The 15,059-nt window shown below is 43.3% G+C and carries 15 protein-coding genes; all 15 read left to right on the forward strand.

The genetic code is table 11. The features are described 5' to 3' along the window. The 15 genes from ftsH (at position 1) to lysS (ending at position 14,648) form a co-directional block, all read left to right on the forward strand. Positions 1-1,953, forward strand: coding sequence for an ATP-dependent zinc metalloprotease FtsH (gene ftsH, locus N8M93_RS21775; RefSeq protein WP_261134739.1), 1,953 nt, complete (start codon positions 1-3; stop codon positions 1,951-1,953). Positions 1,954-2,448: 495 nt separating this feature from the next. Then, positions 2,449-3,222, forward strand: a complete 774-nt coding sequence (locus N8M93_RS21780) for a type III pantothenate kinase (protein WP_261134740.1) — start codon at positions 2,449-2,451, stop codon at positions 3,220-3,222. Between the two features lie 15 nt (positions 3,223-3,237). After that, positions 3,238-4,134, forward strand: a complete 897-nt coding sequence (gene hslO / locus N8M93_RS21785) for an Hsp33 family molecular chaperone HslO (protein ID WP_261134741.1) — start codon at positions 3,238-3,240, stop codon at positions 4,132-4,134. Continuing rightward, positions 4,131-5,054, forward strand: a complete 924-nt coding sequence (locus tag N8M93_RS21790) for a peptidyl-prolyl cis-trans isomerase (protein ID WP_261134742.1) — start codon at positions 4,131-4,133, stop codon at positions 5,052-5,054. The genes hslO and N8M93_RS21790 overlap by 4 nt, the downstream gene beginning before the upstream one ends. An 80-nt stretch (positions 5,055-5,134) precedes the next feature. After that, a complete protein-coding gene (cysK, locus tag N8M93_RS21795) occupies positions 5,135-6,061 on the forward strand; it encodes a cysteine synthase A (RefSeq protein ID WP_261134743.1) in 927 nt (308 codons plus the stop codon). Positions 6,062-6,421: 360 nt separating this feature from the next. Continuing rightward, positions 6,422-7,855 (forward strand): aminodeoxychorismate synthase, component I, encoded by a 1,434-nt coding sequence (gene pabB / locus N8M93_RS21800; RefSeq protein ID WP_261134744.1) that lies wholly within the window; start codon positions 6,422-6,424, stop codon positions 7,853-7,855. A 3-nt stretch (positions 7,856-7,858) separates the two neighbouring features. After that, the gene (gene pabA / locus N8M93_RS21805; protein WP_261134745.1) at positions 7,859-8,452 is read left to right on the forward strand and encodes an aminodeoxychorismate/anthranilate synthase component II; all 594 of its coding nucleotides are present in this window, start codon (positions 7,859-7,861) and stop codon (positions 8,450-8,452) included. Next, the gene (pabC, locus tag N8M93_RS21810) at positions 8,437-9,276 is read left to right on the forward strand and encodes an aminodeoxychorismate lyase (RefSeq protein WP_261134746.1); all 840 of its coding nucleotides are present in this window, start codon (positions 8,437-8,439) and stop codon (positions 9,274-9,276) included. The genes pabA and pabC overlap by 16 nt, the downstream gene beginning before the upstream one ends. A 404-nt stretch (positions 9,277-9,680) precedes the next feature. After that, on the forward strand, positions 9,681-10,511 hold the full coding sequence (gene folP, locus N8M93_RS21815) for a dihydropteroate synthase (RefSeq protein ID WP_261134755.1): 831 nt from the start codon (positions 9,681-9,683) through the stop codon (positions 10,509-10,511). Beyond that, on the forward strand, positions 10,504-10,866 hold the full coding sequence (gene folB, locus N8M93_RS21820) for a dihydroneopterin aldolase (protein ID WP_261134747.1): 363 nt from the start codon (positions 10,504-10,506) through the stop codon (positions 10,864-10,866). Before folP ends, folB begins: the two co-directional genes overlap by 8 nt. Next, complete coding sequence (gene folK, locus N8M93_RS21825; RefSeq protein WP_261134748.1) at positions 10,863-11,387, forward strand: 2-amino-4-hydroxy-6-hydroxymethyldihydropteridine diphosphokinase; 525 nt, start codon at positions 10,863-10,865, stop codon at positions 11,385-11,387. Before folB ends, folK begins: the two co-directional genes overlap by 4 nt. Next, positions 11,339-11,557, forward strand: a complete 219-nt coding sequence (locus tag N8M93_RS21830; RefSeq protein WP_261134749.1) for a helix-turn-helix domain-containing protein — start codon at positions 11,339-11,341, stop codon at positions 11,555-11,557. The genes folK and N8M93_RS21830 overlap by 49 nt, the downstream gene beginning before the upstream one ends. Positions 11,558-11,570: 13 nt before the next feature. Beyond that, the gene (gene dusB, locus N8M93_RS21835; RefSeq protein ID WP_261134750.1) at positions 11,571-12,563 is read left to right on the forward strand and encodes a tRNA dihydrouridine synthase DusB; all 993 of its coding nucleotides are present in this window, start codon (positions 11,571-11,573) and stop codon (positions 12,561-12,563) included. A gap of 151 nt (positions 12,564-12,714) precedes the next feature. Continuing rightward, positions 12,715-13,140 (forward strand): GreA/GreB family elongation factor, encoded by a 426-nt coding sequence (locus tag N8M93_RS21840; RefSeq protein ID WP_261134751.1) that lies wholly within the window; start codon positions 12,715-12,717, stop codon positions 13,138-13,140. Between the two features lie 20 nt (positions 13,141-13,160). Then, on the forward strand, positions 13,161-14,648 hold the full coding sequence (lysS, locus tag N8M93_RS21845; protein ID WP_261134752.1) for a lysine--tRNA ligase: 1,488 nt from the start codon (positions 13,161-13,163) through the stop codon (positions 14,646-14,648). Positions 14,649-15,059: the final 411 nt, after the last annotated feature.

Raw genomic sequence — 15,059 nt, forward strand, 5'->3', positions numbered from 1 at the left:
ATGAATCGCATCTTTAGAAATACAATATTTTACTTATTAATATTCCTTGTTGTTGTTGGGATCGTCAGTTTCTTCAATGGCAACAACAACGACGTTAAACAATTAAAATACGGTGATTTCACCGAAGCTCTACAAAATGGTGAAATCGAGTCTCTTACGATGCAGCCTAAGAATCAGGTTTACGTTCTACAAGGTAAGCTGAAGTCTTATGACGATGAGACGACTTTCACTACAAACATCCCACCGGACATGACTAAAGATGTCCTGGCACAGGTGGAGGGTGCAGATGTTGAAATAAAGGAAGCTGAAGGAACAAGCGGTTGGGTAACCTTCTTTACCTCCATTATTCCATTTGTCATCATTTTCATCTTATTCTTCTTCCTTCTTAACCAAGCTCAGGGTGGCGGCAGCCGTGTCATGAACTTTGGTAAAAGTAAGGCTAAACTTTACAGTGAAGAAAAGAAGAAAGTAACATTCAAAGACGTAGCGGGTGCAGATGAAGAGAAGCAAGAATTGGTCGAGGTTGTCGAATTCTTGAAGGATCCTCGTAAATTCGCATCACTTGGTGCACGTATTCCAAAGGGTGTCCTGCTGGTAGGACCTCCAGGAACTGGTAAGACATTACTTGCTCAGGCTGTAGCCGGTGAAGCAGGCGTTCCTTTCTTCTCTATCAGTGGTTCTGATTTCGTCGAGATGTTCGTCGGTGTCGGTGCTTCCCGTGTCCGTGATTTATTTGAGAACGCGAAGAAGAACTCACCATGTATCATCTTCATCGATGAAATCGATGCAGTAGGTCGTCAGCGTGGCGCGGGTCTTGGTGGAGGTCACGATGAACGTGAACAAACCTTGAACCAGTTGCTTGTTGAAATGGATGGTTTCAGTGCGAACGAAGGAATCATCATCGTGGCGGCTACGAACAGACCGGATATTCTAGACCCAGCATTATTGCGTCCTGGACGTTTTGACCGTCAAATTCCAGTCGGTCGTCCTGATGTCAAAGGACGCGAAGCGGTACTTAAAGTACATGCCCGTAACAAACCTTTAGCAGATACAGTCGATATCAAAACGATTGCAATGCGTACCCCAGGATTCTCTGGTGCAGATCTTGAGAACTTGTTGAATGAGGCAGCTCTTGTTGCTGCTCGACAGAATAAGAAACAAATTGAAATGGAAGACATCGATGAAGCGACAGATCGCGTCATTGCCGGTCCGGCCAAAAAAAGCCGTGTCATTTCCCAAAAAGAGAAGAACATCGTTGCTTATCATGAAGCAGGACATACGATTATCGGTCTTGTTCTAGACAATGCGGAGATTGTCCATAAAGTCACCATTGTCCCTCGTGGTCAGGCTGGTGGTTATGCGGTAACCCTACCTAAAGAAGACCGTTACTTCATGACTAGGCCAGAATTGGTCGACAAGATCACTGGATTGCTCGGCGGACGTGTGGCGGAAGAAATTTCGTTCAATGAATCAAGTACCGGCGCAAGCAACGACTTCCAGCGTGCTACAGGCATCGCTCGTCGTATGGTCACTGAGTTCGGAATGAGTGAAAAACTCGGTCCGATGCAATTCGGGCAAGGTCAAGGCGGTAATGTATTCTTAGGCCGTGACATTCAAAATGAACAAAATTATAGTGATGCAATCGCTCATGAAATCGATCTTGAAGTCCAAAAGATCATAAAAGAAGCATATGATCACTGTAAGGAAATTCTTGTCCAACATCAGGATAAATTGAATCTGATTGCTGAAACATTGAAAGAAGTCGAAACGCTCGATAGCGAACAGATCAAATCCCTGTTTGAAACAGGTGAAATGCCTGAAGGATATGAATACCCGAAGAAGAAACCTGAGTCTTCCGATGATGATGTGAAGGTCAATATCACGAAAAAAGAAGAAAACACTTCAGAGGAATCTGATGAAAATAAGGATTCAGATTCTGAGGATAGAGAATAATATTCATCTCAAAAAGATGCCCTGACGATGGGCATCTTTTTTGAATTAAGGACTACCTCGCACTTTATTATGATAAAGGCAAGTAATCTCTTACAATGGTGGGCAAGGTAAAGATCTTCTGGAACTTTAATGGTCTAAGATGTTGATTTCTGCGAGACCCCAAAGCCATATCTTTAGCTAACGGACATCAGAGGCGTTATTTGTAGGCAAAATCGATGTTTCTGAATTTTAACGGACACCACAGCCGTTATCTGTGAACAAAGCAGCTGATTTTCTATGATATTTGCGAAATAAGGTCCCTGGTGTCCGTTAAGTTTGTAAAATTCCATTATTTTGGTCAAATAAGGTCTCCTGTGTCCGTTAACGGGGAAGTGCATCTTGGTTTCAGCGAGGATAGGGTGCGGAAGTAAGGCTCCCGGGCTTGATCTTTGATGTTTTCAACGGATGTTTATGTTATAACTAAAGATAGAATTCGTATAGATAGTGGGGAATGACATGATTTTAGTAATGGATGTAGGAAATACAAATATCGTCCTCGGTGTTTATGAAGGAGACGATCTTAAATACCATTGGCGAGTTGGTACAAGCCGGAAAAAGTCCGAAGATGAATATGGAATGTTCATTTCCAATTTGCTGACACATATTGGTCTTGGCTTTAACGACATTGATGGGATCATCCTATCATCGGTGGTACCTCCACTTATGTTTCCGCTCGAGAAAATGTGTGAGAAATACTTTAACCTAAAGCCACTCATCATCGGTCCTGGAATCAAGACCGGTTTGAACATAAAAACTGAAAACCCGCGAGAGGTCGGTGCTGACCGTATCGTCAATGCGGTTGCAGCATTGCATGAATATGATTCACCGTTGATCATCGTCGATTTTGGTACGGCAACAACGTATTGCTATATTGATAAAAACAAAAACTATTTAGGCGGAGCGATTTCACCAGGGATCAGCATTTCCACTGAAGCCCTCTATACGCATGCCGCTAAATTACCTCGGATTGAAATCACAAAACCTTCCCACGTTGTCGGTAAGAATACTGTAAGTGCGATGCAAGCCGGTATTTTTTATGGATATGTCGGTCAAGTGGAAGGCATCGTCAAACGGATGAAAGAACAGGCCGAGGAGGAACCATTGGTGATTGCGACAGGCGGTTTAGCGCACCTGATCGGAGAAGAGTCTCCCATCATTGATGTTGTTGATCCGTTCCTGACATTGAAAGGCTTGCAGTTGATCTATCATAAAAATACAGAACTTCATTAAGGAAGGAGATCCTCAATGTCCGATTACTTAGTAAAAGCACTAGCCTTTGATGGGAATATCCGTGCTTATGCAGTAAATACAACTGATATGGTAGGAGAAGCACAACGCCGCCAAAAAACCTTACCTACCGCTTCTGCCGCACTAGGCCGTGCCATGACCGCTTCTACGATGATGGCTTCTATGTTGAAAGGTGACAGCAATAAATTGACAGTGAAAATCGAAGGTGGAGGACCGATCGGTGTCATCATCGTAGATGCGAATTCGAAAGGCGAAACGAGAGGGTATGTATCTAATCCGAACGTCCATTTCGATTTGAATAAGCATGGAAAACTGGACGTAGCAAGAGCCGTTGGGACAAACGGACACTTGTCCGTTGTCAAAGACCTTGGCATGAAGGAAAACTTCACTGGCCAGGTTCCTATTGTTTCCGGTGAGCTTGGAGAAGATTTTACGTATTATTTCGTATCCTCTGAGCAAATTCCTTCTGCGGTTGCAGTTGGTGTACTTGTGAATCCGGATAACTCAATCCTTGCGTCGGGAGGATTTGTCATCCAGGTTATGCCCGGGGCACAAGAGGAAATGATCACGTTCATCGAAAAGCGGCTGGAGCATATCGATCCCGTTTCGAAAATGATTGAGTCAGGAGATAGCCCTGAACAATTATTATATAACGTCTTAGGTGAAGAAAATGTCAAAATCCTCTCAACGTCACCAGTTTCGTTCTCATGCAGTTGTTCACGCGAACGATTTGCAGATGCGATCATCAGTCTGGGCGAAGCGGAAATTCTAGATATGATCAAAGAAGATGGAAAAGCAGATGCCAATTGTCACTTCTGTAATGAATCTTATCACTATACAAAAGAGGATCTGGAATCACTTGCTGAAGAAGCACGTAAGGAGAAGAATGGATGAATCGGAAAATTCTAATCGGTGTGATCGTTTTGCTTCTATTAACGAACATCGGATCGATTATTTATTTTGCAAAGGCTAGCAGCAATGCTTCCGGTGAACAATCTGGAAATCTTCTTATGAACCTTTCAGGCAGTGTCGCACAGATCGGCAATGAATCGATTTCAGAATCTGAATGGGTTGAATTGTTGAAGAAACGATATGGAAAAGATGTTTTAAAGCAGATGATCGATAAAAAGGTCGTCGCACAACTCGCGAAAAAATATGATATAGCTGTATCTGATGAAGAACTGAAGCGGGAGATCGAACTGTACCAAAGAATGGTCGGGGCTGGTGCGGATGCTCATGAACATCCTGACATTCAGGTGATGGACGGTAAACAGTTGAAGGAAGAAATCGAGCATGCGATCCTTTTAGAAGAATTGATTACGAAAGATGTCGTCATCAAAGAGGAAGAGTTGCGTAAATATTATAATGAGAATGAGCAACTTTATGACCTCAAGCCTTTATTTCAAATCTCGCAGATCGTTGTAAAGACAGAAGAAGAAGCAAATCAAGTGCTTGATGAGCTTGAGAGTGGTTCATCTTTTTCAACGCTTGCAAGGGAACGTTCAATCGATGAGTTCTCTGCTCCAAGCGGTGGTGCCATGGGATGGGTAGATACCTCAAGTAATTATGTCGAATCTGCATATTTCAATGTCATTCCTGAACTCGATAAAGACGAGTGGAGCGATCCCATTCAAACCGATGATGGGTATGGTATTGTGATGCTCCACGATAAAAAACCAGGAAACAAGTATGAATTCGAGGAAGTGAAAGGGCAGATAAGAAGACAATTAGCACTTCAACAAATGGATACCACCTTCAATCCAGAACAACTCTGGAAGGAACTTGATGTTAAATGGGAGTATGGGTCAGAATAATTGAATTAACATTCTGATAATGATATGATAGTTCCAACATTATTCCTATGAAAATACTAGGAATTGAAGGAGTGAAAGGGATGAGAGTAGGAAATTCGATTGTTGATTTAATTGGAGAAACTCCAGTCGTCAAGCTGAACCGGCTTACAGGGGAGAACGACGCAGATGTGTATTTGAAACTGGAATTCATGAACCCTGGAAGCAGTGTGAAAGACCGTATCGCAAAAGCGATGGTTGAAGCTGCTGAGAAGGATGGTGCATTAAAAGACGGTGATACGATCATCGAACCGACCAGTGGAAACACAGGGATTGGTCTTGCAATGGTCGGAGCTGCAAAAGGGTATCGCACCATTCTTGTTATGCCGGACACAATGAGCATGGAGCGTCGAAATCTGCTTCGTGCTTATGGAGCTGAGCTTGTCTTGACACCTGGAGCTGAAGGAATGAAAGGTGCCATTGCGAAAGCAGAAGAGCTCTCTAATGAAAAAGGCTATTTCATGCCACAGCAATTCATGAATGAAGCAAATCCAGAAGTTCATAAAAATGCAACTGGTAAGGAAATCGTTGAACAAATGGGTGATCAGCTGGATGCATTCGTTTCTGGCATCGGCACAGGCGGTACCATTACCGGTGCTGGCCAAGTGCTGAAGGATAAATATCCATCAATCAAACTATATGCTGTCGAACCGAAAGACTCACCTGTTTTATCAGGCGGTAAGCCAGGTCCACATAAAATCCAGGGCATCGGTGCTGGGTTCGTACCTTCTATCCTGGATACATCTCTATATGATGAAGTATTAACGATTTCAACAGAAGAGTCGTTTGAATATGCGAGGAAAGCGGCAAGAGAAGAAGGGCTGCTTGGAGGAATTTCTTCTGGTGCAGCAATTGCTGCCGCACTGAAAGTCGCAAAAGAACTTGGAAAAGGTAAAAAAGTACTCGCGATCATACCTAGTAACGGAGAACGCTACTTGAGCACACCACTTTATCAATTTGAAGAAGAATAAAAGCAATAAAAGAGAAAGGAGGCTGACGCCAATGTCAGCCTCTTTTTCACAATATAGAAAGAAAAGTGCTGCTATGGTCGGACCTTTGAGGACCATTAGAAATTAGAGGACAACTTTTCCGCTACTTGAGGGAAACTCTGCTGATTTTCGTTGATCTTAAACGAATAGGGTCTCTCGTGTCCACTACTATATGGTTGAGAATACTTATTAATTCGAAGTACACGGGAAAACAGTCTCGACAAGTAAAGAGAGAAACGAGATAGCGGCATATTTGTAAATAACTGGAGGCTGTTTTTGCGTGTCATCCCCTTTATGTTCATGTACAATGAAAGAGGAAATTGAACGTAGGAGAGGACTTCTATGCAAGTGAAGAAAGTAAGGTTGACGAAAACGATTAACGGTAATCCAGAAAACTGGTTTGACCGATATAAAAATATAAACGCGAATGAACCCCATCATGTCCTTTTAGAAAGCGGAAGAGGTGGGAGGTACCATATCATCGGAAAGTCACCCTCAGCTGTCGTGACCGGTAAGAATCATACATTGACGATCGAATCAAGATATGGTGTGGAAACAAGAGAAGGAGATTTACTAGATCAACTTCAAAGTCATTTAGAAACATACACCATCATCAACGGAACAGACGAAGCGGAACTTCCCGATTTCAAAGGCGGAGCGATTGGCTATATAAGTTATGATGTTGCGCGCCAGATTGAACATCTGCCAGAAAAAACGATTGATGATTTGGGAATGCCGGACATCTATTTTATGATTTTTGAAGACTTTATCGTATTGGATAAACAAATGGACAAGCTTACGTTAGTAACGCATACCCCAGAAGAGGAAAGGACTGCTGGCCTCAAAAAGCTTGAAGAAATGGAACGCCTATGGTTGGGTAAGTTCGAGCACACAGAGCCCCTATCAGCTCCTTTCAACCACTCGGAAGCTGATGAATTACAATTTTCGATGGATGAAGAGCAATTCAAATCTGCTGTTCGTCAAGTACAGGAGTATATCCGCAGCGGGGATGTCTTTCAGGTGAATTTATCAGTTCGTCAATCTAAACCGCTCCAATCTCATCCTATCCGAATTTATGAGCATTTGAGAGATTTCAATCCCTCGCCTTATATGGGGTATTTCCAAACGCCTGAGTTTCAGCTCGTCAATGGATCACCAGAGCTGCTTGTCAAAAAGAAAGGCAACCATGTAAGTACCCGTCCGATTGCTGGTACAAGATCAAGAGGCAAGAATCCAGCAGAAGATGAAGCACTAGCTAAAACGTTGATCGAAAACGACAAAGAGCGAGCAGAACACGTCATGTTGGTTGATCTGGAACGTAATGACTTAGGCAGAGTATGTAAGTATGGAACGGTCGAAGTGAATGAATTCATGGTGATTGAAAAATATTCACATGTCATGCACATCGTATCGAATGTCCAGGGCGAACTGCATCCTGATCGAAATACAGTTGATTTGATCCGGGCAACGTTTCCAGGAGGAACGATTACGGGCGCGCCGAAAGTACGAACGATGGAAATCATTGAGGAACTCGAACCTGTTAGAAGAGGCGTTTATACAGGCTCTATCGGCTGGATCGGGTTTGATGGAGATACAGAATTGAACATTGCGATCCGTACGATGATATGTAAGGATCAAACCGCACATGTCCAGGCAGGAGCTGGGATTGTCATTGATTCGCATCCAAAAGCTGAGTTCAAAGAAAGCCTGAAAAAAGCAAAAGCGCTATGGCATGCAAAAGAACTTAGCGAACAAGACACGATGAAGAAGGTGTAAACCATGATAGTCATGATCGATAATTACGACTCCTTCACCTATAATCTCGTTCAATACTTAGGAGAACTTGGGGAAGAACTGATTGTCAGGCGAAATGATGATATTACGATAGAAGAAATCGAAGAATTGAGACCAAGTTATGTGATGATTTCTCCAGGGCCATGCAGTCCGGATGAAGCAGGGATCAGCTTGAAGGTGATCGAGTATTTTGCTGGAAAAATCCCGATCCTCGGAGTATGTCTCGGCCATCAGTCGATTGCTCAAGTATTCGGGGGAAAAGTCATCCGTGCAGAACGTTTGATGCACGGAAAGACCTCACCGATCCGGCATGATGGTAAAACTCTATATGAGGGGATGGCTGAGGAAATCGTTGCGACGCGGTATCATTCCCTGATCGTAGAGCGGGAAACCCTGCCCGATTGTTTTGAAATCACTGCTGAAACAGCGGAAGGCGAAATCATGGGCATCCGTCACAAGTCACTTCCAATCGAAGGGGTACAATTTCACCCGGAATCGATAATGACTGCAGACGGTAAGCAGCTGCTACGGAACTTTACCAACACATACAGGCGTGAAATGGCATGTACATCTATTTGAACGGTGAATTTATCAAAGATACAGAAGCTTCGATTTCGCCATTCGATTATGGCTACTTATATGGGATAGGTGTTTTTGAAACCTTTCGGATTTATGAGGGCCACCCCTTTTTGTTGAACGAACATTTGGAAAGAATGAATAATGCATTGCATGATTTGAACATCAGGAAAGTGACCGGAAATGCTGAAATTGAAAGCATCATTGACCAGCTTTTACAGCTGAATGGATGGACAAACGCAAGCATACGGCTTAACATATCAGCTGGAAATGGTGCCCCAGCTTTAAAGACACTTGAATTTAAAGATCCTACCATTATGGTATATGGAGGAGAGCTGGCTGATGCCCCGGTAACGCTGCAAGAGAAAGAAGCGAAGGTACTAAGGATTCCGAGAAATACACCCGAAGGCCAGATACGCTTGAAATCCCATCACTTTCTAAACAATCTACTTGCTAAACAAGAACTGCAGGACCCGGCAATCGAAGGGATCTTCCTAACGGATGAAGGGTTTGTGGCGGAGGGAATCACCTCGAATATATTCTGGATGAAAGAAAATACCCTCTACACGCCTGTTATTGATACTGGGATTTTAAACGGCATTACACGGCAATATGTTCTATCTCTTTGCGACAAGCTGGGTATCTCGGTTCAAGTAGGCAAGTTTAAGAAAGAAGAATTGCTTCAAGCTGAAGAATGCTTCATAACCAACTCGATTCAAGAAATAATAGCCATCAGCAGAATCGACGACACAACGTTTACAGGAAAGAGTGGAAACGTCACGAATGAATTGTTCAGTTTCTATAAAAAAGACCGTAACAAGCTTTGAACAAACGAGAAAGGATTTTAACGATGAAGTATAACCCGATTTTCATATATCCGAAAAATGAAACAGATGCGATGAACGAACTGATGTCTGTAGGGGCAAAAATCGAAAGCCTACGGCGAAAACGATTAATCGATAGTAAAACAGTCATCCGAGTCGAGGATGTGCCTTTAAAAGCAGCTTGGCAGTTGAAACAGACCTTGTTGCTTGAAGGGCAGGAATGTATTATCCATGAAGATGCTGAGCAGCTTGACGCCGAAAAGACAGATGCGATTATTCTTGGAAACTCTTATGGAATCAAAAGTGCAGTGACCCTGTTGCTTGAGAGTGAAATGAAGGATGTTACCCAATTAGGTGCAGAAATCGATAGTCTCCTAATGGCAGAAGAGATTAAGCATCAACCTTGGATGGTCCAGTTTCATGATTCAACCATAGACCTGAACGAACGCACATGGATCATGGGGATTCTTAATGTAACACCGGATTCTTTTTCGGACGGAGGAAATTTCGATTCTGTTGAACGGGCAGTGGAACACGCTCAAGAAATGGTTCAAGCAGGTGCTGACATCATAGATATCGGAGGCGAATCCACACGTCCTGGGGCTGATAAAGTGACTGTTGAAGAGGAATTGGAACGTGTAGTACCAATCATAAAAGCGGTGGGAGAGGCCGTTGACGTGGCAATTTCCATCGATACCTACAAAGCTGAAGTCGCAAAACAGGCAATTGAAGCTGGTGCGAACATCATCAATGATATCTGGGGGGGGAAAGCTGATCCTCAGATGGCTCAAGTCGCTGCAGACTATCAAGTTCCGATCATCCTCATGCATAACAGGGAGGACAAGAATTACAACCACTTGATGTCCGACATCGTAAGAGATTTAAGAGAAAGTATCGCCCTTGTGAAAGATGCAGGAGTGAAAGATGAGAACATCATCCTTGATCCAGGGATCGGGTTTGCAAAAACGTATGAAGACAACCTGGATGTCATGTCGAATCTGGAGGTATTGACAGCGGTCGGTTATCCTGTGCTCCTCGGGACTTCCCGGAAATCTTTCATCGGACGTGTATTAGAGACGGAAACGAACGAACGAATGGAAGGGACTGGAGCAACGACTTGTCTTGGAATCCAAAAAGGGTGCCAGCTTGTACGCGTACATGATGTCCTTGAGAATAAACGGATGGCAATGATGATGGATGCAATGTTGATGAAGAAGGGAGCGGTTCAAAATGGATAAGATCTATATCAATAACATGAAATTTTACGGTTATCATGGTGTCTATCCTGAAGAACAGAAGCTCGGACAACGATTCAATGTCGACCTTGTACTCGAGTGTGATCTGTCAGACGCAGCGAAATCAGATGATATTGAAAGCACAGTCCATTATGGACAGGCATACGAACAGACAAAAGAAATCGTGGAGGGTGAACCAAGAAAACTGGTTGAAAAGCTTGCTGAAGAGATTGCACTAGCGATCCTTGAAAAATTCGAGATTGTTTTACATTGCACGGTCAAAGTCATCAAGCCTGACCCGCCAATCCCAGGTCACTACGATTCAGTCGCCATTGAGCTTAAGAGGTCGAGAAAATGAATGATGCTTTTATTGCATTAGGGTCCAATATTGGAGACCGTTCCGTTTTTTTGAGAAGTGCCCTTAAAGAGATCGAGTTTCTTCCTGGTACCCGGATTGAAAGGACATCGTCCATCTATGAGACGGAACCCGTCGGCTATACCGACCAGGAACCTTTTTTGAATATGGTAGCTCTTGTGCGGACCGATCTTGGAGCACTAGAACTTCTTGAGGAACTCCAGACCATCGAAAACAAATTGAAGCGTACACGCGAGATACACTGGGGTCCGCGTACGATAGACCTTGACATTTTATTGTATAATCAAGAGAATATACAAACAGAAGAACTAAAAATTCCACATCCAAGAATGCTCGAAAGAGGATTTGTGATGATTCCGCTTTATGAGCTGCAACCAGACTTGCATTTTCCACATACGGAGGAAAACTTTTCGAAGATCATCGAAGAGCGAATTGACAAAAAAGGAGTAAACGTATGGAAGCGGAACAATGGGGAAGGCGAATTCGGGCTTTTCGAAAACTGAAAGGCTACACACAAGAAGGACTCGCCGAAAAAATGAATATATCCGTTTCGATTCTCGGTGAAATAGAACGCGGGAACCGGATACCGGATCAAGATCACATCCACAAAGTCACACAAGCTCTCAATATATCAGAAGAAGAACTTTCTCCTGAGAAAGTACATTTAACGTAAAGAGGTGAAGAAGATGTTTCAGATCGGTGACATCAAACTGAATAACCGCGTCGTGCTTGCCCCGATGGCAGGTGTTTGTAACCCTGCTTTTCGTCTGATTGCGAAAGAATTCGGAGCAGGACTTGTTTGTGCTGAGATGGTAAGTGACAAAGGAATCCTGCACAAAAATGATAAAACGATGCGGATGCTGTATGTAGATGAACGTGAAAAACCGCTCAGTCTGCAAATTTTCGGCGGTGAGAAAGATTCACTTGTTGAAGCAGCCAAGTATGTCGATGATTACACCAATGCCGATATCATTGACATCAATATGGGATGCCCAGTCCCTAAGATCACAAAGTGTGATGCTGGAGCAAAATGGCTGCTGGATCCACAAAAGATCCACGACATGGTTGCGGCTGTAGTCCCTGAAGTGAAAAAGCCTGTAACAGTAAAAATGCGCATGGGCTGGGATGAAGACCATATCCTCGCTGTCGAAAACGCTCAAGCGATTGAAGAAGCTGGCGGTAAAGCAGTCGCGCTGCACGGGCGCACAAGGGTACAAATGTATGAAGGTAAAGCTAACTGGGATATCATCCGTGAAGTGAAAGAATCAGTCTCTATTCCTGTTATCGGTAATGGTGATGTGACAACACCTCAGGATGCTAAACGTATGCTCGAGACCACTGGCTGTGATGCAGTCATGATCGGTCGGGGCGCGCTAGGTAACCCATGGATGCTTTATCGTACGGTCCAACACCTTGAAACTGGAGAGCTGCACGGTGATCCAACGCCACGTGAAAAAATGAAAGTATGCATGCTGCATTTGGATCGCCTGATTGCCTTGAAAGGTGAAGACGTCGCGATCAAAGAAATGCGCAAACATGCTGCATGGTATTTAAAAGGACTGCCTAAAAACGCAAAAGTCCGAAATAAAATCATGGAACTCGAATCACGTGATCTCATGGAACAAGTCTTGATGGATTACGTAGAAGAAGTAGAAGCAAAACAAGCTAAAGTAGGATAAGGCTGGACCCAAAAAGTGTCAGACTCTTCAACACAACACCATTCATTGAAAATGGTTGTTAAGAACGGAGAGTGTGAGACGCTTTTGGGCAAGCCACTACATACCTCTTGGTGTCTGCACATGAATACCTTTTTTATTTAGGAGGATGACTATGAGTAAGGATGTAACCCGACTCACGAGTGAAGGCATCAAGATGTTAGCGACGGAATTGATCGATGTTTATGAAAGCAGGAAGACCCCATTCGGAAATGCACCGAGTATGACTGAAGAGGAAGAACAATTTTATAAGCAAAGAATCACAGATCTGGAACAACTTTTGTATTCTGCTGAACCATTACCTGAAAACAAGATGAACGACACCGTCACCCTTGGATCAAAGGTCACACTTTTCGATCCTTTCTTGGATGAAGTAGAAACATATAAACTCGTACACCCTGTTGAAGCCTCGCCTTTACGAAACTACATCTCCATCGAGTCCATACTCGGGAGGGAACTTCTTTTAAGGCGGAAAGGTGATGATATCCGTATCACATTATATGGGGATACGATCAGATACAACATTTTAGATGTGAAATAGGTAAATTAGGAGTGATATAGATGAGTCAAGACGTCGAATTAAATGACCAACTGCTCGTTCGGCGCGAGAAATTGAATACATTGCGAAACCTCGGTATCGATCCATTTGGTCACCGTTTTGATCGCAGCCATACTGCCGAATCCATGGCAAAGAGTTTTGAAGAGATTTCGAAGGAAGATCTTACAGAACAAAACCATGAAGTGGCACTTGCGGGTCGGATTATGACCAAACGCGGAAAAGGAAAAGCTGGTTTTGCCCATATCCAGGATCTGACCGGTCAAATCCAATTATATGTCCGTAAAGATGCGGTTGGAGAAGAGCAGTATGATCTGTTCAACTCGATCGACATCGGGGATATTGTCGGTGTAAAAGGTGTAGCGTTCAAAACCAAAGTAGGAGAGTTGTCTGTTAAAGCAACAGACTTTTCATTGTTGTCAAAAGCTCTTCGTCCGCTTCCTGACAAACATCATGGGCTAAAAGATATTGAGCAGCGGTATCGCCAGCGTTACGTCGATCTGATCATGAATCCAGAAGTAAAAGATACATTCGTAACTCGGAGCCGGATCCTGCAATCGATGCGCCGCTATCTCGATGATAATGGATATCTTGAAGTAGAAACGCCTACAATGCACTCGATTCCGGGCGGTGCTTCAGCTCGTCCATTCATCACTCACCATAATTCCCTCGACATGGAGCTTTATATGCGTATTGCAATTGAGCTTCATTTGAAACGATTGATTGTTGGCGGAATGGAAAAAGTGTATGAAATCGGACGTGTATTCCGTAATGAAGGTGTTTCTACACGACACAACCCTGAATTTACGATGATGGAACTTTATGAAGCTTATGCGGATTATAAAGATGTTATGACGCTTACGGAGAATCTCATTGCACACGTAGCACAGGAGGTTCTTGGTACGACTTCAATCACTTATGGTGACCACGAAGTAGACTTGAAACCTGAATGGACACGTATCCATATGGTTGATGCAGTCAAAGAACACACCGGTGTGGATTTCTGGAAGGAAATGAGTGACATAGAAGCACGTGCACTTGCAAAAGAACATAACGTTCCTATCCAAGAAACGATGTCGTTTGGCCACGTCGTCAATGAATTCTTCGAGCACTTCGTTGAGGAAAAGCTCATTCAACCTACATTCGTTTATGGTCATCCTACAGCGATATCTCCATTAGCTAAGAAAAATGCGGATGATCCACGTTTTACGGATCGCTTTGAACTCTTCATTGTAGGGCGTGAACATGCTAATGCCTTTACCGAGCTCAATGATCCAATCGATCAACGTGAGCGTTTCGAAGGGCAGTTGAAAGAACGCGAAGAAGGAAACGATGAAGCGCATATGATGGATGAAGACTTCATCGAGGCACTTGAGTATGGTCTTCCTCCAACCGGTGGACTTGGAATCGGAATTGACCGTATCGTGATGTTGTTGACGAACTCACCATCAATTCGTGACGTACTCCTCTTCCCGCAAATGAGGCATCGATAAGATGTAGTTTAGGCCGGCTCTTTTACAGGGCCGGCCTTTTGATTGTTTAAAAATGCTGGTTGATCCTATTGAAAGAGAGTTTATATATTTCATGAAGTTATTTTTGAAAAATGTATTGATTGGAACTCGAAAAGATGGTATATTATTTTTCGTCGTTGGAAAAACTGATTTCGCGACAACACACGATAAAATTCTTTGTTGACATCGACAAAATGGTGTGGTACATTAATAAAGTCGCCAATAAGCGACAAACGCAAAAATGGTAGGATGAAAACAAGCCATTTCAGCTCTTTGAAAACTGAACAAAAGCCAAGCGTGAAACGGGTCTTTTTAAAAAGAACCCTGAATCAATTTACATTTAATGAGCAATCAAACACTTTATTGGAGAGTTTGATCCTGGCTCAGGACGAA

Source organism: Bacillus sp. Marseille-Q3570, from assembly GCF_946151055.1.
Taxonomy (GTDB): domain Bacteria; phylum Bacillota; class Bacilli; order Bacillales; family Fictibacillaceae; genus Pseudalkalibacillus.

Bases quoted from the DNA above. Each gene is read 5' to 3' on its own strand.
- N8M93_RS21830 (WP_261134749.1), top strand. From the start codon at position 11,339: ATGGAAGCGGAACAATGGGGAAGGCGAATTCGGGCTTTTCGAAAACTG.
- folK (WP_261134748.1), top strand. From the start codon at position 10,863: ATGAATGATGCTTTTATTGCATTAGGGTCCAATATTGGAGACCGTTCC.
- pabB (WP_261134744.1), top strand. From the start codon at position 6,422: ATGCAAGTGAAGAAAGTAAGGTTGACGAAAACGATTAACGGTAATCCA.
- ftsH (WP_261134739.1), top strand. From the start codon at position 1: ATGAATCGCATCTTTAGAAATACAATATTTTACTTATTAATATTCCTT.
- dusB (WP_261134750.1), top strand. From the start codon at position 11,571: ATGTTTCAGATCGGTGACATCAAACTGAATAACCGCGTCGTGCTTGCC.
- folB (WP_261134747.1), top strand. From the start codon at position 10,504: ATGGATAAGATCTATATCAATAACATGAAATTTTACGGTTATCATGGT.
- folP (WP_261134755.1), top strand. From the start codon at position 9,681: ATGGTCCAGTTTCATGATTCAACCATAGACCTGAACGAACGCACATGG.
- cysK (WP_261134743.1), top strand. From the start codon at position 5,135: ATGAGAGTAGGAAATTCGATTGTTGATTTAATTGGAGAAACTCCAGTC.
- N8M93_RS21780 (WP_261134740.1), top strand. From the start codon at position 2,449: ATGATTTTAGTAATGGATGTAGGAAATACAAATATCGTCCTCGGTGTT.
- pabC (WP_261134746.1), top strand. From the start codon at position 8,437: ATGTACATCTATTTGAACGGTGAATTTATCAAAGATACAGAAGCTTCG.
- N8M93_RS21840 (WP_261134751.1), top strand. From the start codon at position 12,715: ATGAGTAAGGATGTAACCCGACTCACGAGTGAAGGCATCAAGATGTTA.
- N8M93_RS21790 (WP_261134742.1), top strand. From the start codon at position 4,131: ATGAATCGGAAAATTCTAATCGGTGTGATCGTTTTGCTTCTATTAACG.
- hslO (WP_261134741.1), top strand. From the start codon at position 3,238: ATGTCCGATTACTTAGTAAAAGCACTAGCCTTTGATGGGAATATCCGT.
- pabA (WP_261134745.1), top strand. From the start codon at position 7,859: ATGATAGTCATGATCGATAATTACGACTCCTTCACCTATAATCTCGTT.
- lysS (WP_261134752.1), top strand. From the start codon at position 13,161: ATGAGTCAAGACGTCGAATTAAATGACCAACTGCTCGTTCGGCGCGAG.